We start from the raw sequence: 22,016 nt of genomic DNA, 5'->3' as shown, positions 1-22,016 counted from the left end.
CAGGCCACCTAAGGGTGGCCTTTTTATTGCCTGAAGAAAGGTAATCCAATGCCAGTACATCAAAAAGACGGCTCCTGGTGGTGGGGATCAAAAGGTCCGTTCCCATCAAAAGAAAAAGCCGAAGAAGTAGAGCGAGCGGCATACGCGAACGGCTACGCCAAAGACTCTGCATTCGCATTCGACAGGGCGAGCGTGCGCACCTATGACGCGGATGGAAAGCTTCACGTAGAGCTAACCCCAATCAGCAAGGCTAATGTCTGCGTTTACTACGGTCGCGAGATTCCAGGCTGCGATGAGTTAGGACTCATTCCTGATAAAGCATATCGCCTCCTGCGTGACCCTGAAGAGCTGCGCAAGGCCGCAGACACATTCAACAACCAACCGCTGCTGAACACGCACATCGCCGTGTCAGTGCTTGACCCACCGAAAGAGGCAATCATCGGCTCTACCGGTGAAAGCGCTGAATTCGACGGAACCTACCTGAAAAACTCTCTCGTCATTTGGGATGTGAATTCCATCATCGGCGTGGAGAACAAGCAGCAGCGAGAAATTTCATCCTCATACCGCTACCGGCTCGATATGACCCCAGGCGAGTACGAGGGAGAGGCATACGATGGCGTCATGCGTGACATCGTTTGTAACCACGTGGCAATCGTGCCATCGGGTCGTGCAGGCCCGGATGTATTTGTTTACGACTCACAACCGACAGGACTCAAACTGATGTCAAAAATCAAATCACTCATGACCCTCATCCGGCCATACCTGGCTAATGATGAGAAGTCCGAAGAGGTAGAAAAGAAAGTCGAAGCCATCATCAAAGATGAAGACGAAGACAAGAAGAAAACCGCCGAAGACGAAATGACCGAGGAAGAGAAGAAAAAGCTCGCCGAGGACGAAGAAGCGGAGAAGAAAAAGGCTGAAGACGAAGCCGAAGAAGAGAAAAAAGAGAAAGAAAAAATGGCAAACGACAGCAAGTTAGCGATGGATGCAGCGGTTAAAGCTGTTGAGCAGCGCTTCATCGACCTGCGTAAAGCTGAGCGCGATGTGCGTCCAGTGGTGGGTGAGCTGGCCTGTGACAGCGCAGAGGAAGTGTATCGCACCGCCCTGAAGCAACTTGGCTGTGATGAGCACGCTTCAATTCCTGCCGCTGCACTGAGCTCTGTATTCAAAGCCTATGCGCGCCAGCCGTCATCCATGGCGCAGGACTCCGCAGTTATCACCACGTCTTCTCGTGAAAACGTAAAACACTTCTTTGAGGGCACTAAATAATGGCTTTCCAGACAAGCGTTAATATCTACTCTGGCGTTGGTCAGGCTGGTCAGCCTGCTTCTAACAGCCCAATCATTGCTGCTGCAGGCGGTCCTGGTGCATATCAGGCAGGCTCAAGCGGCCTGGTCATGGCGCGTTTCGCATGGCGTGACGGCACTAACCCACTCCTGCTGAACAACACCGGCACCGGCAAGCCTGTTGGCTTCGTCTACAACAACGCAAACGCCACGATCACCTATTTGCAGAACTCCAGCATGACTATCCCTTCTGGCCGCGAAGCATCTCCGGTGGTTGGTGGTGACTTCTGGGCTCTGTCTGCTACTGACGCGACTGTGGGTCAGAAAGTGTTTGCGGTACTGGCTGACGGCACCCTGAAGACCGGTGCAGCTGGCGCAACCATCTCCGGTGCTGTTGAAACCGACTGGTACGTGGCTAGCCCTGCAACAACCGGCAATCTGTTAATCATCTCTACCTGGAGCAAAGCATAATGCCTCAACTGACTCAGGCTGATTTCGCTGCCTTTAAAGCGGAAGCCGAATCTCGCGGCATTGTTCTGCCGGCATCGGTAACTAAACTCGCAATGGATGCTGACCCTCAGCCGGGTCTGGGCGCAAACGGCGGCATTCCTGCAGTAGTATCAACCTTCATCGACCCTGAAATCGTGCGCACCATCTTCGCTAAGCAGAAGGCGACCGAGATTCTTGGCGAGAAGAAAAAAGGCTCATGGGCTCAAGACACCATGATGATCCAGCGCGTTGAGCAATCCGGTGATGTTGTGGCGTATGACGACTATAGCGAGCAGGGTGCCAACCAGGTAACTTCTCGTTGGGAAAACCGTCAGGTGTTCCGCTACCAGACCATGGTTACTTACGCTGAACTGGAGCAGGAACGTTATGGCCTGGCGATGCTGCCATACGTCGCAGAGAAACAACGTGCTGCAGCATGGACTCTGAACCAGGCGCAGAACAAGTTCTATTTCTACGGCGTATCTGGCCTGCTGAACTACGGAATCCTGAACGACCCGTCACTTCCGACTCCAATCACTCCAGCGACTGTTGGAGGCGTAACCCTGTGGAAAGACAAGCAGGTTATCGATATCTACAACGATATCCTGGCGCTGTACGCAGATCTGATTGCTCGTACCAACGGCGCAGTAGGCGATGGTGTTGATATGGCCTCGCCTCTGGTTCTGGCAATGTCTCCAGCCGCATCTGTTTGGTTCAAAAAATCAAACGAAATCTTCGGTAACTCTGTCGAGAAGATGGTTAAAGACACCTTTACGAACATTCGTATCGAAGTGGCTCCTCAGTACAGCACTGCGGCCGGTGAACTGGTTCAAATGTTCGTTGAGACCGCTCAGGGACAAGAGGCTGGTTACTGCGCATACAGTGAAAAACTGCGTGCTCACCCAATCATCACTATGGCATCAAGCTGGAAGCAGAAACACTCCGGCACCACCTACGGCGCGGTTATTACTCAGCCGTTCCTGTTCGCTCAGCTCCTGGGGGGTTAATCGATGGCTAAGCCTTCAACCTACGTTATTGGTTGCAAACTTCCAAATGGCCTGTCATTCCGTCATGGTGATCAGACGATCACCCTGGCGGGTGCCAACTCTTCTGAGCTAATTAACGGGTTTGGCATGACAAAAGGTGTGCCATCTGAAGCTTGGGAAGCTTTCGAGAAGAATCACAAGGACGCGCCATTCATTCGCAATGGCATCGTCTTTGCTGTCACTGATGAGAAATCAGCAGCAGATGCTTCTCTGGAGCGCGCACGACAGAAAACAGGCCTTGAGCAGGTTAACGCCAAAGATGCAGGCGTGGAGCCAGATAAAGAGGAATAAGCCATGGCTGTCGTGACTCTGGATATTGCCAGTTTCCGCGCCATGTACCCTGAATTCTCCAACGTTCCAGATGCAATCCTTCCATTCCTGTTTGACCAGTCCACTGACTATCTGAATAACACCGATTACTCACTCGTAGATGACGTCGTGAAGCGAGAGCGTTTGCTCTACATGCTCATGGCGCATCTGGCGTATGTGCGTTACGGCGACAATCGAGGTCGTGGCGGTTCAGGAATGGTTGGGCGCATTGCATCAGCTACTCAGGGCAGCGTGTCGGTTTCATCTGACCTCGGCCCTATTGAGTTCAGGTATGCGTGGTATACGCAGAGCCCATATGGCATGGACTTCTGGCAGGCGACGAAAGTCTACCGGATGGCTAATTACTATCCTGGAGATAACTATGTCTGACGGCCTCGATAAGTACCTGGAAGGAATGGCTGAGCGACTCAATGCCACTGAGGTAAGGGCTGGTTTTCTCGGCGGCTCTACCTATCCAGACGGAACCAGCGTCGCGATGGTTGCCACTCGTAATGAGTACGGTGACCCGGCAAACAATCAGCCTCCACGCCCATTCTTCCGCAATGCAATCGCTGACAAGCAGGAAGAGTGGAAGAAGACGATTGAGCGCGGACTTGCTTCAGGTCTTGATTCCAGAACGGTGCTTGAGGTCGTCGGCGCTCAGATAAAGGGTGATATTCAGGAGTCGATTGCCACGCTCATTGAGCCTGCGCTCTCCGAAGTCACGCTTGAGCGACGCAGAAACAGGAAAGTAATGCCTAACCAGTCAGATAAGCCTCTCGTCGACACCAGGGTGATGATTGGCGATGTTAACTACGAGGTTACCTGATGAACCTGCATCAAATTGTTCGCGGGGCGATCACAACGGTTAACCCTGACGTCCCAGGCGTGCTGAAAGTGAATAGCGGATTCACAACCGCGCCAGGCGGAAAGCGCGTGCAGTCATATACCGATGTGGATGTGATTGTGCAGATGCAGTCTCTGTCATCCACCGACCTGAAGCAGGTTGATGCGATAAACGTTCAGGGGATTCTGCAAAGCGCCTATCTGAATGGAAACTTCAATGGTATTAACCGCCCAGAGCAACAGGGTGGAGACATGCTGATTGTTGATGGCAAGACATGGCTGGTAGTGAAAGTGGCAGAGCTTTATCCAGACTGGTGTCACCTGATTGTTAACCTGCAGAGGTCACCATGACAGCCACAGTAGACATCACCGAGCTTGACCTGCGCATTGCGCTGCAGGCGTTTCTGATGGATATCACCGGCCTCACCATAGACAACGTGTTGGTAGGTCAGCAGAACCGAACGCCCCAACCACTTGGCGACTACATCATCTTCACTCCACTAAAGCAGATTGGCCTATCTACAAACCGCGTCAAATACGACGATAACGGCGTGTATGGCGAAGGTAAGCAGCTCAACCAGCGCAGCACCCAATGGCCTTGCCAGATTGACTGTTACGGCGAGAATGCAGCGGATAACGCTGCAATCATCGGCACGCTAATCCGCTCAGACTTTGCCTGTGAATGGTTCAGACAAAACGGCAACGTCATCACCCCTCTTTACTGCTCAGACCCTCATCAGACAACGATGATAAACGGCGAGCAACAATACGAAGGCCGCTGGACGATGGAATTCATCGGGCAATTCAACCCGTCTGTTACCACACGCCAGGACTTCATGGACAGCATTACAGTCGGCGTTATTGCCGCAGATTTAAAATACCCACCGGAGAGTGCATAAATGGCAATCCCATTACGCAAAGATATTCAAATCAATCCTGGAGTGCTGCCAGCGGGCGGTTCAGCGCTTGATCTGAATGGCCTTATCCTTACCGACAGCGCTTATGCTCCGGTGGGGAGTGTTATCACATTCACGAACAAAGAAGATGTAGCGGCCTATTTCGGTAGTGCATCGGCTGAATTCAGCATGGCTGAAGTTTATTTTCAGGGCTACGACAATTCCACCAAGACCCCGGGCTCATTGCTGTTTGCACGGTTTAACCCGGCGGATGCAGCGGCGTGGTTGCGCTCTGGCTCAATGGCGGCCGTGACCTTAGACCAACTCAAATTGCTGAGCGGTGTTCTGACCCTGACCGTTGACGGCACAGCGCACACATCAGCCAGTATTGACCTGAGCACAGCAACAAGCTTTGCCATGGCCGCTGACCTGATTGAAACAGGCATCGGCTCAAGTGTTACGGTAGAGTACGATACAACGCAGAAGCGCTTCATCATCACCAGCGCGACCGACGGCGCAGCCAGCACCATTACCTACGCAACAGGAACTCTGTCTGCAGGCCTAAAACTGACAGCCGCTACCGGCGCTCAGTTGTCTCAGGGAGCAGATGCTGCAGTAGTCACTACGGCGATGCAGTCAGTGCTTGATAGCTCTCAAAACTGGGCAATCTTCACCACTTCATTCACGCCGACCGAGCAGGAAGCGCTTGACTTCTCCGCCTGGGTTAACGGCCAAAATTACCGGTTCGGCTATGTGCCGTTCACGCTGGAGGAATCAGCGCTGGTATCTGGCTCAACTGATACACTGGCGTACAAAATCATCAGCACTTACGACTATTCCAACGTAATCCCTGTTTACGGAAATCAGTCGCATGCAGCTAGCGTGATTGGTTATGCCGCATCTCTTGACTTTGACCGCCAGGAAGGACGCGTTCCATTCAAGTTCCGCTCCCTAGGCGGCTTGCTGCCGGAAGTGACCACATCAGCAAATTACGACGCGCTGATTGCCAACGGTTACAACTTCTACGGCGCGTACACTGCGAATAACTACGACACCCGTTATTGGGCTGACGGCACCATTACTGGTGACTTCAAGTGGTTTGACTCATTCTGCTTCCAGATTTGGCTGAATGCCAACCTGATGCAGGACGCTATCGAGCTGTTCCAGTCCAACCGCAGCATTCCATACAACGCGCGCGGTAAGGCGATCATCGAAGCATCTTTCTCCGATACGCTGAATCAGGGCATCACCTTTGGCGGCATCCGAACTGGCGTAACGCTGTCCAGCTCTCAGATTTCCGAGATTCAGAACGCAGTTGGCGCTGACATCTCTCCATCGCTGATTGCTAAGGGTTACTACCTGTACATTGCAGACGCCACCCCTACGCAGCGTCAGGAACGCACAAGCCCTAGCATGACCCTGTGGTACTGCGACGGTGGTTGCGTACAGAAAATCACTCTCGCAAGCATTGAGGTGCAATAAATGTCCAACACTATTACAAGCGCTGATTCAATCTTTGCCCTCACTGTTACCAACCTGTTCCCCAGCGCTCAAACGCTGGAAGGATACGCAGCGGACGCGATGTTTGCTCTGGGTGATACAGAAATGGCGGTTTCCGTCCGTGGCGCCGACGGCAAGCTCTCTGGCGGTTTCGTTTTCGGTGAGTATCTGCAGACGATCACAATCATGCCTGACAGCCCGTCTCGCGACCTGTTCGAGACCTGGCAGTTAACTTCGCTGACCTCAAAGGCGGTATTCCGCTGCAACGCAACAATCATCCTCCCGGCGATTAGTCGCAAATTCACACTGACCAACGGCATTCTGCAACGCGTAAAAGCTATCCCTGATGCGCAGCGCGTACTGCAGGCAATGACCTTCCAGATTAACTGGGAATCAGTCGTGGGCGAAGCGTACAACGCATAAGGACTAACATGGCACGCAAAGAGATTTTCTACACCGTCGAAGATAAAGGCCGTGACAATGGGAAGGTTTTCTATATTCGCGAAATGTCAGCTACTCAGGCTGAGTGGTGGGCAATTCGTGCCGGACTGGCAATGGCTAAAAACGGCGTTAATCTTCCGGATAACTTTTCAGATATGGGTATGGCAGGCATGGCGAAAGTCGGCCTCGAAATGGTGGCTAAAATCCCTCCAGAGGATGCACGGACTCTCCTGGACGAGCTGATGAAGTGTGTTCAGGCTGTTCCAGACCCAGCCAATCAGAGTGTTAAGCGCAACCTGATTGACGATGACACTGAAGAGGTTATGACCCGCCTGAAACTTCGCGGAGAAGTCTTTAAGCTGCACGTCGATTTTTTGACCGCCGCCGCCAGCTAGACATCCCTCCGGTAATGGGTCAGCAAATCGCTGGCCTGACCGACTATGCCAACGTACCTAAAACAATAGCGACCGTTCTGTCGTCGGGTAAATGTTCTCTGACGGAACTGAGCACAACGCTTGGCGTAGAGGATTTATGGTGGTGGCTTGAGATAATCACAGTCGACAATTACAACCAAATGGTCATCAACAGGGCTCAGGAGAATGGCTGATGCCAACGATTATTGACTCACTGGTAGTCACTCTTGGTCTTGACTCTTCCGGATTCAAGAAAGGCCAGACAGAAGTAAAAAAAGGCCTGGACGATACCAGAAAGAATGCTGACCAGACAGCTAAAGACATGGAGGCCGCAGGTAAAAGAGCGGCCTCATTTTTTGGCTCAATCCGAACAGAATTACTTGCGCTGGTAGGCGTTACTTTATCGGCGCAGGGTATCAAGACCTTCATCACCAACATGACATCAGATTTGATGCGGTTGGGGATTGAATCTCGCGCTCTGGATATCTCAGCTAAGTCTCTTGATGGATGGGAGAGAGCAGCGGCGGCAGCCGGCTCAACTGCAGAGCGCATGGCAGGCACGCTGGGTAACTTCCAGAAGACGCTGACAAACATTCGCACCGGTGGCGGACAGGACGATCCGCTTTTCGGCGCTCTGGCCTCATTCGCCGGTGCAACAGGCGCTAACTTCGACTACCAGAACGACAACGCCGAAAAAATCATGCGCAAGATTGCCGGCAACTGGGGCAAATTGAGCAAAGACGCTCAGCGCAGATTTGGTGGCATGTTTGGGTTTGATAATGCCACTCAGCAGGGGCTTGCAAATGGTTCTCTTGTTCAGGATGCAGACAAGTTCACGAAGACATCCCGTGCAACCGAAGAGGCGACCAAAAAGGCGCTGGAATTTAACCGCCGCGTAGAAGAAATGAAGCTGAGATTATCAGCTGCATCTCAGGTGTTATTTGAAGCCCTGCTGCCGCACATAGAAAAACTCATTCCGCTTATAGAAAAGTTCGGGAACTGGATTTCTAACCACGGGCCTGAAATTGACAAGTTCTTCTCTGATACTGCAGATGAAGTAAATAAAGTTGTCGATGCTGTAGGTGGTCTGGAAAACGCACTTAAGGTGCTTCTGGTGTTTGTTGCCGGGAAGTGGCTGTTAGGCATGACCAGTTCAATTGGCGGCGTCAAGGGTGCTTTCCTGGCGCTTGGTCGTGTAAGCATGATCGCCGGCCTGGTAGAGCTTCAGAAGTATGCTGAAAAGCTTGAAAACAAATATGCATGGCTTAAAGACAATCCGGTAGCAAATTTCCTCAACAGTGGCGCAGGAACAGACACAACCACGGAATGGGGTAAGAAACTTCACGACTGGATATTCGATAAAACCGGCATTGAGTTACCTCGGGGAGATGGTTACAAATCAGCACCTCGCGGCATCCGAAACAATAACCCTGGAAACCTGAACTACGTCGGACAGTCTGGCGCAACACTGGAGAGTGGCGAAGGCGGAAGATTTGCAGTATTCGAGTCTATGCAGCACGGTGTTGCTGCGCTTTATAAGCAATTGCAGTTGTACTTCAAGCGCGGCATAAACACACTTTCATCTATCGTCAAAACATACGCTCCTGCATCAGACAATAACAACGTTGACGCCTACATCTCTGCGCTTTCCAAAGCGACAGGGAAAGGCGCTAATGAGGTACTGGATTCAGGTGACACGGCAACGATGGCCAGACTGATGAAAGGGATTGTCGACCATGAGAACGGTAAGGGCTACATAAGCTCATCTGACATCATGGGTGGCATTCAGTTAGGCGCGGGCTCCTCTGCGTCGCGAAACATGACGGCCGGCGCAGGAAATCAAACAACAATCACTATCGGAAAAATCGACATGCAGACATCGGCAGGCAACGCCAATGCTCTTGGTGCCGACATCCAGAGAAACCTTCAGAGAAACCGCCTGGTGAATCCAGCGATGTCAGGGCAGGGATAATATGACCTTTTCACTGAACGAAACAACGCTACTCAGCGCGATAAACAGCGGCAATATCTTTTCCATTATCAACAGTACCCTTTCGCCTGGTTACGGGATTTACCTGAAATCAGGCTTAAGGGCATTGTCTCCTTCCTCGTTCCTTGGAATTGAGTATGGGGCTGATGCCTCAGTGGTATCGGCTCCAATCGAGCAAGGTTCTTACAGCAGCTTTAACAAAGTAAAACGCCCTCCTGTTATCCGGGTGTTGTTTACGCTGGAAGGATGGACGGGCTTTAGCGGAAGCATCCCTAACCTGACCAACTTTACCCTGACTAGCCGCTCTGACATGCTTGAAGCTCTTGATGCGATGGTTGCGGATGCGAAGGTGTACGACATTGAGACACCGGACACCACTTATGAAGACTATGACCTGGTTAGATACAATTACCGGACATCAGATCGCGATGTAACGCTTCTGACGGTGGAAGCCATCTTCCAAGCTGTTTTGCAGGAAGCTGAAGTCACTCTGACAAGCACCACAGCCAACAGCAACACAACCTCAAATGGAACGAGCAAGGCCGCCAGCGTCGTAACTGAGAAAGCAAACTCAACAGCCACAAACTCAACCCTTGAAGATGTCAAAGGCGCGCTAACAGGCCTGAAAGAGTCAGTATCCAGCGCTGCAACAACCGTCGCCACGTCCGTAACGAATGCTGTTAGCAATGCAACATCAGGCGCAACGAGTGCTATCAATGGCGCTGCAACGTCGGCCATCAAAAACCTTGCGACAACGGTGGATGAACTGGTAGCGGGGTTATCCTGATGCAGAACATCTCTCTCAAGCCTCTCAAGGCTCAGGAAGTCAGCGTAAACCTTGATGGTCAGTCTGTAACCTTGCGCATCGTGCAGCGCTCTACAGGCATGTTTATTGACGTTGGTCTGGATAATTTGTGGATAGCTCAGGGCGTTCTTTGCCATAACTGCAACAAGATAGTCCGTTATCCCTATCTCGGCTTCAAAGGTGAGCTTTTCTTCGCTGATACCAAAGGAAGTCTTGATCCTGTTTATGACGAGCTCGGGACGCGATTCAAACTGTTCTATGCCACGGCAGATGAGATGGCAGCATGACCTATAAAAAGAGAACGTTGAAATTTCAGTTCACGCTGAAAGACGGTGCTTTCGATGAGTCAGGAAATAACATCCTGACCATCGACAACATCAAGGCAGAAATAGAGATAGGTGCTTACGGCGGGATATCAGGAACGACACTGGAAGCAAGGGTGTTTGGACTGAGCATCGAAAACATGGCTCTGCTGAGCTACAAGGGCATCCAGTTAAACGGTGCTAAGCAGAACATGATGAAGGTTTGGGCAGATGACAGGCCGGCATTCTTTGGCTCTATCACTAACTGCTTTGCCGACCTCAACCAGATGCCAGATGCGCCACTGATAATCAGCGCCTTTTCTACAGGGTTCGACCAGTCAATCACTGCGCCGCCTTTCTCAAAAGAAGGCATTGCCAGCGTTGCAGAAATCATCACGACAATAGCTGCAAGCATTGGCTATACGGTGATTAACAACGGCGTTCTGGCGAAGCTTGAAAATCCTTACTTCGAAGGCAACCCGATAGCGCAGATTCAGCAGTGCGCTCATGCGGCCGGCATCGAGATTGATTTCAGGCTGGGAGCGATTTACATCTGGCCTCAGGGTGGAAGCATCGACGATACCATACCTCTCATATCACCAGAGCACGGTTTAATTGGATATCCGGTATTCAGTAACTACGGGATTAACTTTCAGTGCCAGTACAGCGATCTGATTTTGCGAGGTAGGAAGGTTCAGATGGAAACCTCGCTACCTAACGGTAGTGGGATTTATACAGTGCAGTCGGCAATTCACCACTTGTCCACCTGGACTGAAGGCGCTCCGTGGTCAACCATCGTCTGGGCATCTATCGGACAGCTAACAGTGAGGCAGTAATGAACCTATTTACTACGCGGCCTCAGGACACAGCAACAGATGCCAACTCTCAGCAATTCCTGATGCATCAGTTTCTGATGGGGAAATCATTCATCACGCTGGCGATCGTAACTTCGGTTAATGAATCCGGAGAAGTCGTATCGGTGAAGCCAATGGTGGAGGGATTCACTGGAGGTGGAGACCTCATCCCGAACTCGGTGATTCACGGCGTTCCGGTCTGGAGGCTTCAGCGCGGTGCTAGTGCGGTGATTATGCCTCCAGTCGAAGGTGATATCGGTCTGATAGCCATTTGCGATCGTGATATCACAGCAGTGAAGAAGACAAAGCAATCTGCATTGCCCGGTTCGAATCGCACGCACAGCTATTCTGATGCCATCTATCTCGGCGGAGTACTGAACGCTGAGCCAAGTCAGTATGTTAAGTTCGCCAATGATGGAATCGATATCGTGTCTCCACTGGTTGTCCAGGTAAATGGCAACACAGTTGTAGTCAATGCTGACGACAAAATCTCGCTCAACGCCCCTATAATTGAAGCAAACGGACAGCTTACTCAGGGCTCTGGTAGCTTCGGCGGCAACGCGACATTCGGCGGCACGATTACCGCTACCGGTGAAGTCACAGGAAACGGAATCCACCTAAGTACACACAGGCATGGAGGTGTACAATCAGGGGGTTCAACTACCGGTACCCCGCAATGATGAAAGCACTGATTAATTCTGGTCTATCCATGCTGATACTGGCATCAGCACATTCTTATGCAAATGGCGATTCACTCAAAGAGTCATGCTATCAGAGCATGAGATACAACGTGTATGTGCAACTCGCAGGCAACGCGTACTCAAGAAACGATGCTGCTGCCTTTGAGCGGAAGGCAATGGACTCAGGGAATTGGCAGGGAATAGATGGTGCAGAAACAAAACGGATGATCGCAATGTCTTCCAATAATCCATCTTCTGCTCAGTTTTCTATGCAGTACCAAAATGATGAGTCCTTTGCTAGAGCCTATTCCAGTGGATACATAAATGACTGCTTAGCGCATCCGGATAAATACATATCCAGGTAGCAAAAACGTTAACCCGCTCCGGCGGGTTTTTTATTGCCCGGAGTTTACATGCTCACCAAATCACTGCTTCTGACTGACCAGTGGGATATCACGCTAGACGACACCGGAAGTATGGCTATTACTGCCAACCCATATGCAGTAGCACAGGACGTAGCGTGCGCGTGCTCAACATTCCTCGGTGAAGCCTGGTATGACACCACGCTAGGCATTCCATATTACGAGCGCATTCTCGGTCACTGGCCGGGCACGCAGCTCATTAATACCAAGATGACTACCGAGGCCAAAAAGCTCCCATATGTCCAGGCGGCATTCTGCACCACAACCGTTGGCAAAGCAGATCGCCTTGCATCCGGCGTCATGACAATAACCGACACGAACAACGTTCAGACCACAATCCAATTCTGAGGTAACAAATGGCTGAAGTAACAGTTAGCACAGCCGTCCCCTCTGTCACGTTTTCCGCTACCGGCATTGCCGTTCCTGATGAGATAGACATTCTCAACGGGCGATTAACTGACCTTGATACCGCCATGGGCGGAGGGATGAGTAAGAGTCTGACGACTCCGCAGGGACAGATTGCCATGAGCGACACGGCAATCATCGGAGACAAGAATGACAATCTGGCATGGCTGGTAAACCAGATTAACCCAGACTTTGCTGAAGGGCGTATGCAGGATGCGATCGGACAGATTTACTTCATTGACCGCATCGCGGCCATTGGAACCACTGTAACCGCAACCTGTACTGGTCTGGTCGGCACCGTTATCCCGGCAAACAGCATAGCCCAGGATGCAAGCGGCTATCTTTATTACTCCCTTGCCGATGCTGTTATTCCTTCCTCAGGCTCAGTAAACGTTGTATTCCAGAATCAGGCGACTGGACCCATTGCATGTCCGATTGGAGCATTAAATACAATTTACCGTGCCATTCAGGGTTGGTCAGGAATCACCAATGCAACTGCAGGCGTTCTTGGTAATGAAGTAGAGAGCCGGGCAAACTTTGAGTATCGACGCAAACAGTCAGTAGCTGGTAATTCAAATAACCAGTTGGGGGCTGTTTATGCAAATGTTCTGGCCGTCAATGGCGTAACGGATGCGTATGTAACTCAGAACAATACAGGCCTCACGGTGACCAAGGGGGTTACCAACGTCTCTCTTGAGCCGAACTCTCTTTATGTGTGCGTTTATGGTGGGGTTTCAGCAGACATCGGAAAGGCGATATGGCAAAAGCTTCCGCCAGGACCTCCAATGGTCGGTAACACGACGTATACCGTCGTCGATGATGTCAATTACGTCCAGCCATACCCTGAGTATGAAATTAAGTGGCAGACACCTTCAGCCGTAAGCGTGCATTTCAACGTTCAGCTTGCAAATAATAATGCGCTACCCGGCAATATCGTTACCCTGGTGCAGAATGCCATTATCAGCGCATTTAATGGTGAAGATGGCGGTACGAGAGCCCGCATCGGTTCAACTATCTATGCAGGGCGTTATTATGCTGGCGTGCAGGCTATTGACTCAGAAAATGTCGATATCTTCAGCATAACTATTAGCCGTAACGGTACGACATATCTAACATCAGCATCGTTTGGCATTGATGAAGTGCCAACACTGGATGCATCAAACATCTCGGTGACACTGGCATGATAAACGTCGCGGATACAATCCTGACGCAATATGCCGACAGCCCGAAACTCAAATCCCTGATTTACTCATTCAATGAAGCCGTAGGTATCGAAGGTTTTCTCGATGATTTCTATGACGTGATCTGGAATATCGAGACGGCCGATACCTACGGACTGGATGTATGGGGAAAAATCGTGGTTGTCAGCAGGCAGCTGACGGTGACAGAGAACAAGATTTATTTTGGCTTCAATGAAGCATCTTCAGACCCGGTATTAGTCGACGACCCACAGCCATTTAATCAGGCACCGTTTTACTCTGGCGAGCTTCTTACATCAACAGTGACGCTCACAAATGATGTCTATCGGAAGCTGATCATGGTTAAAGCTGCGGCAAACATCTCAGACTGCACAATCCCTAATCTGAATAAACTTCTGAACTTAATGTTCGGAGATAAAGGGCGCTGCTACGTCAGAAACGATGGAGAGATGGTGATGAGCTACGTATTCGAGTTCAGCCTGTCGACATCAGACCTTGCCATCGTACAAAGCTCAGGCGCACTCCCTTCCCCTATAGGGGTTACAGTTAATATCGTTCAGCAGGTATGACATGAACTCTTCTGATATCCCATCAAGAATTATTAAGCCTTTTGGACTAAACGGGCTGAAAAACGCAATTCCTGTTGATTCAAGCACAACCACAGACAATAACGGCGTCGCCACCTTTGATAAAGGATTCCCGCCCGTAACCATGCAACCACTAAGCGCTGGAGGGATTCCTCCAAGTGGTAAAGACATGAACGGTGTCATTTATTCAGTGACGCTTCAGCAGCAATGGCAGAACGCCGGGGCAGGGTATACTTTCAGTCAGGATTTTTCAGACGCAGTTGGCGGATATCCAAAGGGCTCAGTTGTTGCTAACTCAACACTGAATGGGCAGTGGATTAGCCTTAATGAGGCGAACACAACACCCCAGAGTCATTAACGGGAGCAACTACTGGATGGGTGCCAATTAACAACTACGGCATTACGTCAATCACTCTCGCCGGAACAAGCGTGGTGATGTCTTCAATCCAGGCTGCGAAAGATCGCATCATCCTGACAGGTACGCTTACTGCCAACTTAAACCTGATCTTCCCGGCATGGATTAAGTCATGGGTAGTCCAGAATAACTGCACCGGAAACTTCTCGGTAACATGCAAAACAGCAACCGGCTCTGGTGTGATTGTCATACCCGGGCTGGTATCGCGCTTGTTCTGTGATGGAACGAACATCACAGACGAAACAGCGAGCACATCAACAGACCTTGTCGGCATGACAGCATCGTTTGCAATGAACACGCCGCCTACAGGCTGGCTTGCGGCTGATGGTTCTGCGGTGAGCAGAAATATCTATGCACGTCTTTTCTCTCGCATAGGTACGAACTGGGGCTCGGGTGATGGAAGCACAACATTCAACCTGCCTGACTTACGAGGTGAGTTTGTTCGCGGCATTGATAACGGAAGGAATGCTGACCCATCTCGTGTGTTTGGCACCTCTCAGCTTGGGACCATTGTTGGCGGTTATGATGATGACTTGACCGGGGCCAATATTGGTCTTCTTATCAACCATGGGACCGTAAATTACGGTAGCGATCCAGTTTCAATAGCCAACTATGGTGTTAGTGCGGTTTATTTCACAGCTGGTACAAGCCTGGCAACCAGTCCTGTAGAAAATGCTCCCTTCTTCTATTCAGTTACTCGCCCTAGAAACGTAGCGCAACTCTACTGCATCAAATATTAAGGTGCCATATGTCTTATTCTGATACTAAAAAAGCTCAGCTTTATGCTGCTGAGGCTGAAGTTGCTGCGGCTGAATGTAAGCTCTATACCGAAGAGGCACGAAAGGCTCCTGATTATGCAGCGGAAGCACGGCAGGCCGCTAATGACGCCGCAGCTTCTTCTGCACAGGCTACCGTTGCAGCATCTCAGGCAAATATATCGGCAAACTCTGCAAGTGAAAGTGCCAGTCAAGCCTTGGTTTCAGCATCAGAGGCGGCTAGCGCAGGCCAGACTGCAGCAGAAGCAGTGTTTAGCAGAACGCTCAGAGTTCCCGACGGGGAGACCGTAACTGAATTACAGGCTGCATCAGTTAGAAAGGACTCCGTTGCATCATTCGATGACAGCGGGAATCCTAGCTCAATACCTGTTAACACGATCGCCATTCTTGATAGTGGTGGGAAAATTCCAGTTTCCATGTTGCCAGCAATAGCTCTTACTGAGCCATTTGTTGTGAGCAGCCAAGCGGCAATGCTGGCTTTAAATGCCGAGCCAGGAGATATCGCAAAAAGAACGGATAAAGGATATTCGTTCATGCTTGCAGCACTTCCCCCATCTACTTTAGCTAACTGGGTTCAGCTCAATGACGATATCCTTGCACAGCTTGCGCTATCAACTGGTGCTGCACAAGTCGGTGCACTGGACGACAATAGCGGGTCAACCACAGTACAGGGTGCTCTGAATTTAAAGGCATCTACTGCAAATCTGGCGAGTGTTGCAACGGGGAAGGGTGATGCCTTAATTGGGGTTAAAGCATCATTTACAGGCTCTGTCGCTATGACCCAGGATGATAAGAACAAACTTACCATTCATGTTGCAGAGGCAGGGGCAAAAGGAGATGGAATCAATGATGATGCACCCGCAATCAATGCCGCCATTACCTATTTAAAAAGCGTTGGCGGCGGAAGATTAAACTTTGGTGCTGGTACATATTTATGCGGATCGGCAATTGACATCCGCGGAGCAAATATAAGTCTCATAGGTACAGGTATAGGCTCCACAATAGTTAAGGCTAATTTTTCCGGACAGGCTCTTCTTAACGCTAACGAATCAACCGACTCTAGAATTTCTCCGTTCTACATCTCAGGATTTACCTTCGATGGTAACAGCACTATTCAGCGAGTGTTCGACGTCAGGTATCGTCACTATACCTCTGTAGATAACTGCATATTTACAGGCGGAACGGTGGCGGCCCTTTATGAAATGGACACGTGGCTGAACACCTTTACTAATTGCGGATTTGAGTCAAGCCTTACCGGAATACAATTGCAGGGCTCCAACCACCGAAGTGCATTCCGTTCATGCAGCACTCAGGGATGTACAGGCTACCACATTTGGGTGCGATCTCTTGGGACTGTGGCGGATGGAAACCAGGCGTTAGTTTTCGATAATTGCGACGTTGAATTTGGCACGGGTTTTGGCGTCAGATTCGAAGGGACAAGCGCAGCCTTTAATGGCTGCTATATTGGAGAAAACCTTGGTGGCAGCACATTTGACATGCGTTCTGGAGTCGTATCGGTAAACTCAGGAGTATTTTACTGGGGGTATACGAATGGCGTGAATGGGATCGTGGCGGCTGGAGGAAGGATTACATTCACCGATGTAGAGATGAACGCTCAATCCTTTGGGGTTTTATCTTCCCTTGCATCAGGTACCGGCGGAAAGGTTGCGTTTATTCGTTGCACAGGTAACTGTGCGGTGGGTGGGAGTAACATCATGTCGGGTGATGTTCTTGATTATGGCCCAGGTCCAAATACCAACTTCGCTGCAGAAAAACTTGGTGCATTCATGAGCGTGGGCAGATTCAACACCACAACGACAAATAGTGTTAGTGGATATGCTCAAACAGTAACATGTGCAACAACGACAGGCACTCCTGCTCTAATGTCGCTCACTACAGGGTTGTCAAGTAAAAGCTGGATGTATGGTAAAAACTTTTACTTTGTTATCGTTTACTCCTCGAATGTTGCTGTTAAATGCGCATTGAGTGCCACGGCGTTTGGCGGCACCCCGAGTAAAACTCTTATCGACCTGCCAAGTTCCGGCGGGGCAATTAAGACTGCGGTTGTGTTAAACATTCTGACTGATGCCTCAGCATATACCCTGCTCGAGGTAGTTGGACAATCAGTGGTAGTTGGAAGCACGTTCACAGTGTACGAATGTCTTCTTTCTGATTATCGAATGCTTGATACAACTCTTGGCAATTTTAGTAATATCTATAAATTTTAACAGCAAGGCCACATTTTGTGGCCTTTTTTTATTTTACCAATCGCAATAAAGGGTTGATAACAAGTCGATTTATAGCTAACGAAAATGTGAAGGAAGCAAAAAAAACAGTCACGGTGAGAAGTAACGTATACGAAAATGAGCTGCCAACATACCACGTTAGGTTAACATATTTAGCAATCAGCATTGCAATGATTAGGTGTATTAAATATATACCGTAGCTAGCTTCTGCCATAACGCTTATTAATTTCGATGCGATATCGCCTGGGTTTATCTCAAGGAAATAAAATAAATATGCTAATGATGTGGCAAAAACGTACATGTTTAACCCCGCATCAAAAGGCGCATAGAAGAACGTACCCCACCATTGAATTGCAGGTAAGTAGCTGCAACCGTCATCAAGTATCCTGCTAACACAATCATAGCAGCCCCTTTTGCTCCTATATTCCTAAGCTTCGGTATCAGCCCTCCGATCATGAAGTAAGCAAGCCAGGTACTAAGGTCAGGGATTTCCAACCCTTGAACATACCCTTTCAGATAGACATTATATCCTTTAATGAAAAGTATAAAGCACAGAGCTGTAAGCGCATGCCGGGATGATAATCCACTAAAAAGATAGCTAAGCAGTGGGGTAATGATGTAAATACCCGTCATGGCATAAACAAACCAAAAATGAACGGATATCCCAGTAGATATCATCAGCCCATCAAAATATGACTTAAAGGATAGTGGTAAATCAGAACTAGATATTACCTTGCTGGCTATAAAGAAATGAATAAAAGAGAATATAAAGAAAGGAAGAAGAAGGGACGCTAATCTTTTCCTGTAGAAAGTCTTTATATTATCTATGTTTCGGTTGAGCAAAAACATCCCGCTGATTATAAAAAATACAGGGAGCCCAACGCGAACAAGGCTTTGCATCAATAACGCAGATATCATCTCGTATTTTGAGATGCCCATCTTTATGTACAAATCATACATTGGTGCTATGTGAATACCGACTACAAGAAAGCAGCAAATAATTCTCAAAGCCTCAATAGAAACATTCCTTTCTCTCATTACAGGCACCATTTAATAAAAATATTTTGAATCATAACAGCATGATGCTGTTGATCAATGAAGAAGCGGCATGTTTTGACATTGATCTACCTTTTGCGATATCTATACTGTACATGCATACAGTAATCATCGGAGGCAGATTATGGGATTCCCGAGTCCAGCGCAAGACTACGTTGAGCAACGCATATCACTCGATCAGCGCATCATCACCAGGCCAGCGGCAACGTACTTCATGCGTGCTGGAGCGACGCATTACCGTGAAGGCATCCTTAGTGGTGCTTTGCTTGTTGTAGACGCTTCACTGAGCCCATGTGACGGGTCACTGCTGGTTTGCAGAATGGAAGGTGAGTTGAGGATAAAAAGATACCGTAAATCACCCAAGCCTCACCTGGAAGATTTGCAGACAGGAAGGCGTGAAGAGATACCTGTGCACGATGACGGAACTAGCCCGGATGCAATCTTTGGTGTGATCACCTACATCATAAACGATGCTCGGGCAGGTGAGTTTGATGATTGTCCGGTGATGTAGGTGGCGCTATGCCACCTTCTCATCAAGATAATCCGCCCACCACTGCATCATTTCGCGACGCGTATCGAGATACTCAGCATGGTTGTACACCGAGCGAGTTCCGCCGCTAACGTGCGCCAGCTGCATCTCTATTGCGTCTTTGTTCCAGTGTTTCTCGTTGAGCACGGTGCTGAACTGATGGCGCATGCCGTGTCCGCTTGTCTGTCCTTCGTAGCCAATGCTGCGTATCACACCGAGTACGGCATTCTCACTGATAGGCTTCTTCCTGTCAGTTCTTCCCGGGAAGCACAGCTCATACTGACCAGTGATTTGTTGCAGAAATTTGAATAGTTCGATAACCTGGTCCGACATTGGAACGACATGCAGCTTTCTGCCTTTCATTACTTCCGGGTCAACACTGATTAACCTGGTTTCGTAATCAATTCCCGTCCATACCAGCGAACGTAATTCCACTGTGCGCATAGCCGTATAGTGAAGAATCTGCGCAGCTATCTTGGATACAATCCAACCGCCATACGCGTTTAATGCCCTCTGAAATTCATGTATACGGTGCATTGGAAGGAAAGGGTAGTTCTTCTTCCTGTATCCCTTCATCGCTCCAGCAAGGTCTCTTGATGGATTGTATTTAGCCCTGCCAGTTATGATCGCATAACTGAATACCTCGCCACACCTGCGCCTCGCCTTATCAGCGCGCTCCATTGCGCCCCTGTCTTCGAATATCCGGATTATCTTCAGCAGCGTCATTGGCTCTACATCATCCATACGCAAGTGGCCGATGACCGGCAGAATATCGTCAGTGAACATGCTCATCATCTCGTCTGCATATCCCTTAGACCACACCTTAGCTTTATGCGCATGCCACTCACGGAAGATATCTCCGAACGAGTCGGCCGCTTCTTCTTTCTCTTTCTTCTTTAATGCCTGTTTCTGCTCGGCCGGATCAACTCCAGTCAGCAACTTCATTTTTGCTTCAGACTGTTTAGCCCGCGCTTGAGTGAGAGATATTTCAGGGTAAGGGCCAATGACCAGCGTCTTTTCCTTTCCTTCGAACCGGTAACGCATACGCCACACCTTTTTCCCGGATGGCGGAACGAACAGGAAAAGCCCTCCGGCATCTGCCAGGCGATATGATTTTTCCGCAGGTTTAGCTGCGTCGATTTGCTTTACCGTAAGCATGTGGGCATAAATCCGTGGTCATTTTGCAGTGTGCCCACAATATGCCCGTAAAATATTCCGGTAGTCAACGAACAATGGCGAACGCATGCGAACGTAGATTGAGTATGATTGTAGTTATGATGGGGTGTTAGAGAACTGGTACGAACGTGGAAGAACTTAAATGTGGTGTCCCCTGCAGGAATCGAACCTGCAACTAGCCCTTAGGAGGGGCTCGTTATATCCATTTAACTAAGGGGACGAGGCGGCACGAGTATAGCCTTATTTACACTTTGCGTTAAGCGCATCGCCGCCTGACTGCTCAAAGAGTCACCATTCAGGTCGATTTTTTTGTCGATTTATCACCCTTTTCCCGTGCCTTAAGCTCAGCTTTGCGTTTGTTCGACATGTCGTTACGAATTTGGGCATGGCTTAACAGCGCGAAGATAAACGTTCCGCCGCAAATGTTTCCCGCCAGCGTCGGAAGGGCAAACGGCCAGAAGAAATCGCTCCAGTGAAGCGTACCGTTAAAGACCAGATACAGGATTTCAACGGTACCGACCACAATATGCGTGGTGTCCGCCAGCGCAATCAGCCAGGTCATCAATATGATCACCACAATTTTGGCGCTTCCCGCTGAAGGAAACATCCAGACCATCGTGGCGATAATCCAGCCGGATATGATGGCATTCGAGAACATCTCGACCGGCGTGTTTTTCATTACGTCCATGCCGATTTTCACAAACGCATCCCGGGTGGGTTCATCAAAGATCGGCATATATTCAAACGCCCATGCCGCGATGCCCGTGCCGATGATATTACCCAGCAGAACCACGCTCCAGAGCCGCATCAATAAACCGAAATTACCAAGTGTGGGGTTTTGCATCACCGGCAGAACGGCGGTCACCGTGTTTTCGGTAAACAGCTGCTGGCGGGCCATGATGACAATAATAAAGCCGAAGGTATAGCCGAGGTTTTCCAGTAAAAATCCACCGGGTACGCCTTCCAGCTGCACATGAAATATCCCTTTTGCAAGCAGAGATGCGCCCATTGATAGCCCGGCAGCGATGGCTGACCAGAAGAGGGCCATCGCGTCGCGCTCCATCTCTTTTTCACCGTCCTGGCGTATATGCTCGTGGATGGCCATTGCGCGGGAGGGGAGGCGATCTTCATCAATTTCTATCTTCTCGCCGCGCGCTTTCTCCTCGCTTTCAATTTCAAGCTCCTCAGTGCTCTCGCCAATTTTTTCTTCGCCTACATCTTTCATATCTGCTCCCGGAGGTTGATCTTTCTGTTAAGCGTAGCGGCTTTTATCGGGATGCCTGTGGGGATGCTCTTAATTTGGCGGCAATGACAACAAAGGTGATACATCTCTTTCAAAGTCATTATA

The 22,016-nt window shown here is 49.7% G+C and carries 28 protein-coding genes and 1 tRNA gene; 24 read left to right on the top strand and 5 right to left on the bottom strand.

Features of this window, described 5'->3' with window-relative positions:
- The first annotated feature begins 48 nt into the window (after nucleotides 1–48).
- The 23 genes from HB664_RS18940 to HB664_RS18830 all read left to right on the top strand — a co-directional run bounded on the left by HB664_RS18940 (nucleotide 49) and on the right by HB664_RS18830 (nucleotide 17,889).
- Nucleotides 49–1,269 carry a DUF2213 domain-containing protein gene (locus HB664_RS18940; RefSeq protein ID WP_219939999.1) on the top strand — a complete coding sequence of 407 codons (1,221 nt, stop codon included), beginning with the start codon at nucleotides 49–51 and terminating at the stop codon, nucleotides 1,267–1,269.
- A complete protein-coding gene (locus HB664_RS18935; RefSeq protein WP_219939998.1) occupies nucleotides 1,269–1,757 on the top strand; it encodes a hypothetical protein in 489 nt (162 codons plus the stop codon). Before HB664_RS18940 ends, HB664_RS18935 begins: the two co-directional genes overlap by 1 nt.
- Nucleotides 1,757–2,782, top strand: a complete 1,026-nt coding sequence (locus tag HB664_RS18930; protein WP_219939997.1) for a hypothetical protein — start codon at nucleotides 1,757–1,759, stop codon at nucleotides 2,780–2,782. Before HB664_RS18935 ends, HB664_RS18930 begins: the two co-directional genes overlap by 1 nt.
- Before the next feature lie 3 nt (nucleotides 2,783–2,785).
- Nucleotides 2,786–3,112 carry a hypothetical protein gene (locus HB664_RS22870; protein ID WP_258235830.1) on the top strand — a complete coding sequence of 109 codons (327 nt, stop codon included), beginning with the start codon at nucleotides 2,786–2,788 and terminating at the stop codon, nucleotides 3,110–3,112.
- A 3-nt stretch (nucleotides 3,113–3,115) separates the two neighbouring features.
- Nucleotides 3,116–3,520, top strand: coding sequence for a DUF4054 domain-containing protein (locus HB664_RS18920; protein WP_219939996.1), 405 nt, complete (start codon nucleotides 3,116–3,118; stop codon nucleotides 3,518–3,520).
- The gene (locus tag HB664_RS18915) at nucleotides 3,513–3,959 is read left to right on the top strand and encodes a hypothetical protein (protein ID WP_110820685.1); all 447 of its coding nucleotides are present in this window, start codon (nucleotides 3,513–3,515) and stop codon (nucleotides 3,957–3,959) included. Before HB664_RS18920 ends, HB664_RS18915 begins: the two co-directional genes overlap by 8 nt.
- Nucleotides 3,959–4,327, top strand: a complete 369-nt coding sequence (locus tag HB664_RS18910) for a hypothetical protein (protein WP_007851372.1) — start codon at nucleotides 3,959–3,961, stop codon at nucleotides 4,325–4,327. Before HB664_RS18915 ends, HB664_RS18910 begins: the two co-directional genes overlap by 1 nt.
- Nucleotides 4,324–4,875, top strand: a complete 552-nt coding sequence (locus HB664_RS18905) for an LIC_12616 family protein (protein WP_219939995.1) — start codon at nucleotides 4,324–4,326, stop codon at nucleotides 4,873–4,875. The genes HB664_RS18910 and HB664_RS18905 overlap by 4 nt, the downstream gene beginning before the upstream one ends.
- Nucleotides 4,876–6,354: a DUF3383 domain-containing protein gene (locus HB664_RS18900; protein ID WP_219939994.1), complete on the top strand. Its 1,479-nt coding sequence runs from the start codon at nucleotides 4,876–4,878 to the stop codon at nucleotides 6,352–6,354.
- Nucleotides 6,355–6,795: a phage tail fiber protein gene (locus tag HB664_RS18895; RefSeq protein ID WP_226423515.1), complete on the top strand. Its 441-nt coding sequence runs from the start codon at nucleotides 6,355–6,357 to the stop codon at nucleotides 6,793–6,795. It abuts the gene before it with no gap.
- 8 nt (nucleotides 6,796–6,803) lie between these two features.
- Nucleotides 6,804–7,208, top strand: coding sequence for a hypothetical protein (locus HB664_RS18890; protein WP_219939993.1), 405 nt, complete (start codon nucleotides 6,804–6,806; stop codon nucleotides 7,206–7,208).
- Between the two features lie 211 nt (nucleotides 7,209–7,419).
- Nucleotides 7,420–9,198, top strand: coding sequence for a hypothetical protein (locus HB664_RS18885; RefSeq protein ID WP_219939992.1), 1,779 nt, complete (start codon nucleotides 7,420–7,422; stop codon nucleotides 9,196–9,198).
- 1 nt (nucleotide 9,199) lies between these two features.
- A complete protein-coding gene (locus HB664_RS18880) occupies nucleotides 9,200–10,003 on the top strand; it encodes a hypothetical protein (protein WP_219939991.1) in 804 nt (267 codons plus the stop codon).
- Entirely contained in the window at nucleotides 10,003–10,308 is a 306-nt protein-coding gene (locus HB664_RS18875; RefSeq protein WP_047749422.1) for a phage baseplate plug protein, read from the top strand. The genes HB664_RS18880 and HB664_RS18875 overlap by 1 nt, the downstream gene beginning before the upstream one ends.
- Nucleotides 10,305–11,159: a hypothetical protein gene (locus HB664_RS18870; RefSeq protein ID WP_219939990.1), complete on the top strand. Its 855-nt coding sequence runs from the start codon at nucleotides 10,305–10,307 to the stop codon at nucleotides 11,157–11,159. Before HB664_RS18875 ends, HB664_RS18870 begins: the two co-directional genes overlap by 4 nt.
- Nucleotides 11,159–11,857, top strand: a complete 699-nt coding sequence (locus HB664_RS18865) for a Gp138 family membrane-puncturing spike protein (RefSeq protein ID WP_219939989.1) — start codon at nucleotides 11,159–11,161, stop codon at nucleotides 11,855–11,857. Before HB664_RS18870 ends, HB664_RS18865 begins: the two co-directional genes overlap by 1 nt.
- The gene (locus HB664_RS18860; protein WP_219939988.1) at nucleotides 11,854–12,222 is read left to right on the top strand and encodes a hypothetical protein; all 369 of its coding nucleotides are present in this window, start codon (nucleotides 11,854–11,856) and stop codon (nucleotides 12,220–12,222) included. The genes HB664_RS18865 and HB664_RS18860 overlap by 4 nt, the downstream gene beginning before the upstream one ends.
- Before the next feature lie 48 nt (nucleotides 12,223–12,270).
- The gene (locus HB664_RS18855) at nucleotides 12,271–12,627 is read left to right on the top strand and encodes a hypothetical protein (protein ID WP_219939987.1); all 357 of its coding nucleotides are present in this window, start codon (nucleotides 12,271–12,273) and stop codon (nucleotides 12,625–12,627) included.
- Between the two features lie 8 nt (nucleotides 12,628–12,635).
- Nucleotides 12,636–13,868 carry a baseplate J/gp47 family protein gene (locus tag HB664_RS18850; protein ID WP_219939986.1) on the top strand — a complete coding sequence of 411 codons (1,233 nt, stop codon included), beginning with the start codon at nucleotides 12,636–12,638 and terminating at the stop codon, nucleotides 13,866–13,868.
- Nucleotides 13,865–14,452, top strand: coding sequence for a DUF2612 domain-containing protein (locus HB664_RS18845; protein ID WP_219939985.1), 588 nt, complete (start codon nucleotides 13,865–13,867; stop codon nucleotides 14,450–14,452). The genes HB664_RS18850 and HB664_RS18845 overlap by 4 nt, the downstream gene beginning before the upstream one ends.
- A 1-nt stretch (nucleotide 14,453) precedes the next feature.
- Entirely contained in the window at nucleotides 14,454–14,828 is a 375-nt protein-coding gene (locus tag HB664_RS18840) for a hypothetical protein (protein ID WP_219939984.1), read from the top strand.
- Nucleotides 14,829–14,848: 20 nt separating this feature from the next.
- A complete protein-coding gene (locus HB664_RS18835) occupies nucleotides 14,849–15,625 on the top strand; it encodes a phage tail protein (protein WP_219939983.1) in 777 nt (258 codons plus the stop codon).
- Nucleotides 15,626–15,633: 8 nt separating this feature from the next.
- Nucleotides 15,634–17,889, top strand: a complete 2,256-nt coding sequence (locus tag HB664_RS18830; RefSeq protein ID WP_219939982.1) for a glycosyl hydrolase family 28-related protein — start codon at nucleotides 15,634–15,636, stop codon at nucleotides 17,887–17,889.
- 28 nt (nucleotides 17,890–17,917) lie between these two features.
- Here HB664_RS18830 and HB664_RS23015 read toward each other — a convergent pair whose 3' ends face one another.
- Together HB664_RS23015 and HB664_RS18820 are read right to left on the bottom strand one after the other, a co-directional pair.
- Nucleotides 17,918–18,208: a hypothetical protein gene (locus HB664_RS23015; protein ID WP_375156347.1), complete on the bottom strand. Its 291-nt coding sequence runs from the start codon at nucleotides 18,206–18,208 to the stop codon at nucleotides 17,918–17,920.
- Between the two features lie 2 nt (nucleotides 18,209–18,210).
- On the bottom strand, nucleotides 18,211–18,945 hold the full coding sequence (locus HB664_RS18820; protein WP_219939981.1) for an acyltransferase: 735 nt from the start codon (nucleotides 18,943–18,945) through the stop codon (nucleotides 18,211–18,213).
- Between the two features lie 142 nt (nucleotides 18,946–19,087).
- Between HB664_RS18820 and HB664_RS18815 the strand changes: the two genes are divergently transcribed.
- Nucleotides 19,088–19,474: a S24 family peptidase gene (locus HB664_RS18815; RefSeq protein ID WP_219939980.1), complete on the top strand. Its 387-nt coding sequence runs from the start codon at nucleotides 19,088–19,090 to the stop codon at nucleotides 19,472–19,474.
- Between the two features lie 6 nt (nucleotides 19,475–19,480).
- Here the strand turns inward: HB664_RS18815 and HB664_RS18810 are convergent, their stop codons facing one another.
- From HB664_RS18810 to HB664_RS18800, 3 genes are all read right to left on the bottom strand, one after another.
- Complete coding sequence (locus tag HB664_RS18810) at nucleotides 19,481–20,650, bottom strand: tyrosine-type recombinase/integrase (RefSeq protein ID WP_219939979.1); 1,170 nt, start codon at nucleotides 20,648–20,650, stop codon at nucleotides 19,481–19,483.
- A gap of 163 nt (nucleotides 20,651–20,813) precedes the next feature.
- A tRNA-Arg gene (locus HB664_RS18805) sits at nucleotides 20,814–20,888 on the bottom strand.
- 75 nt (nucleotides 20,889–20,963) lie between these two features.
- Nucleotides 20,964–21,893, bottom strand: coding sequence for a formate/nitrite transporter family protein (locus HB664_RS18800; protein ID WP_219939978.1), 930 nt, complete (start codon nucleotides 21,891–21,893; stop codon nucleotides 20,964–20,966).
- Nucleotides 21,894–22,016: the final 123 nt, after the last annotated feature.

Source organism: Enterobacter sp. DNB-S2 (assembly GCF_019443845.1).
In the GTDB taxonomy this organism is placed as follows: Bacteria; Pseudomonadota; Gammaproteobacteria; order Enterobacterales; family Enterobacteriaceae; genus Enterobacter; species Enterobacter asburiae_B.
This window is presented reverse-complemented; position numbering and strand designations above follow the sequence as displayed.

Bases quoted from the DNA above. Each gene is read 5' to 3' on its own strand.
- HB664_RS18940 (WP_219939999.1), top strand. From the start codon at position 49: ATGCCAGTACATCAAAAAGACGGCTCCTGGTGGTGGGGATCAAAAGGT.
- HB664_RS18935 (WP_219939998.1), top strand. From the start codon at position 1,269: ATGGCTTTCCAGACAAGCGTTAATATCTACTCTGGCGTTGGTCAGGCT.
- HB664_RS18930 (WP_219939997.1), top strand. From the start codon at position 1,757: ATGCCTCAACTGACTCAGGCTGATTTCGCTGCCTTTAAAGCGGAAGCC.
- HB664_RS22870 (WP_258235830.1), top strand. From the start codon at position 2,786: ATGGCTAAGCCTTCAACCTACGTTATTGGTTGCAAACTTCCAAATGGC.
- HB664_RS18920 (WP_219939996.1), top strand. From the start codon at position 3,116: ATGGCTGTCGTGACTCTGGATATTGCCAGTTTCCGCGCCATGTACCCT.
- HB664_RS18915 (WP_110820685.1), top strand. From the start codon at position 3,513: ATGTCTGACGGCCTCGATAAGTACCTGGAAGGAATGGCTGAGCGACTC.
- HB664_RS18910 (WP_007851372.1), top strand. From the start codon at position 3,959: ATGAACCTGCATCAAATTGTTCGCGGGGCGATCACAACGGTTAACCCT.
- HB664_RS18905 (WP_219939995.1), top strand. From the start codon at position 4,324: ATGACAGCCACAGTAGACATCACCGAGCTTGACCTGCGCATTGCGCTG.
- HB664_RS18900 (WP_219939994.1), top strand. From the start codon at position 4,876: ATGGCAATCCCATTACGCAAAGATATTCAAATCAATCCTGGAGTGCTG.
- HB664_RS18895 (WP_226423515.1), top strand. From the start codon at position 6,355: ATGTCCAACACTATTACAAGCGCTGATTCAATCTTTGCCCTCACTGTT.
- HB664_RS18890 (WP_219939993.1), top strand. From the start codon at position 6,804: ATGGCACGCAAAGAGATTTTCTACACCGTCGAAGATAAAGGCCGTGAC.
- HB664_RS18885 (WP_219939992.1), top strand. From the start codon at position 7,420: ATGCCAACGATTATTGACTCACTGGTAGTCACTCTTGGTCTTGACTCT.
- HB664_RS18880 (WP_219939991.1), top strand. From the start codon at position 9,200: ATGACCTTTTCACTGAACGAAACAACGCTACTCAGCGCGATAAACAGC.
- HB664_RS18875 (WP_047749422.1), top strand. From the start codon at position 10,003: ATGCAGAACATCTCTCTCAAGCCTCTCAAGGCTCAGGAAGTCAGCGTA.
- HB664_RS18870 (WP_219939990.1), top strand. From the start codon at position 10,305: ATGACCTATAAAAAGAGAACGTTGAAATTTCAGTTCACGCTGAAAGAC.
- HB664_RS18865 (WP_219939989.1), top strand. From the start codon at position 11,159: ATGAACCTATTTACTACGCGGCCTCAGGACACAGCAACAGATGCCAAC.
- HB664_RS18860 (WP_219939988.1), top strand. From the start codon at position 11,854: ATGATGAAAGCACTGATTAATTCTGGTCTATCCATGCTGATACTGGCA.
- HB664_RS18855 (WP_219939987.1), top strand. From the start codon at position 12,271: ATGCTCACCAAATCACTGCTTCTGACTGACCAGTGGGATATCACGCTA.
- HB664_RS18850 (WP_219939986.1), top strand. From the start codon at position 12,636: ATGGCTGAAGTAACAGTTAGCACAGCCGTCCCCTCTGTCACGTTTTCC.
- HB664_RS18845 (WP_219939985.1), top strand. From the start codon at position 13,865: ATGATAAACGTCGCGGATACAATCCTGACGCAATATGCCGACAGCCCG.
- HB664_RS18840 (WP_219939984.1), top strand. From the start codon at position 14,454: ATGAACTCTTCTGATATCCCATCAAGAATTATTAAGCCTTTTGGACTA.
- HB664_RS18830 (WP_219939982.1), top strand. From the start codon at position 15,634: ATGTCTTATTCTGATACTAAAAAAGCTCAGCTTTATGCTGCTGAGGCT.
- HB664_RS23015 (WP_375156347.1), bottom strand. From the start codon at position 18,208: ATGTACGTTTTTGCCACATCATTAGCATATTTATTTTATTTCCTTGAG.
- HB664_RS18820 (WP_219939981.1), bottom strand. From the start codon at position 18,945: ATGAGAGAAAGGAATGTTTCTATTGAGGCTTTGAGAATTATTTGCTGC.
- HB664_RS18815 (WP_219939980.1), top strand. From the start codon at position 19,088: ATGGGATTCCCGAGTCCAGCGCAAGACTACGTTGAGCAACGCATATCA.
- HB664_RS18810 (WP_219939979.1), bottom strand. From the start codon at position 20,650: ATGCTTACGGTAAAGCAAATCGACGCAGCTAAACCTGCGGAAAAATCA.
- HB664_RS18800 (WP_219939978.1), bottom strand. From the start codon at position 21,893: ATGAAAGATGTAGGCGAAGAAAAAATTGGCGAGAGCACTGAGGAGCTT.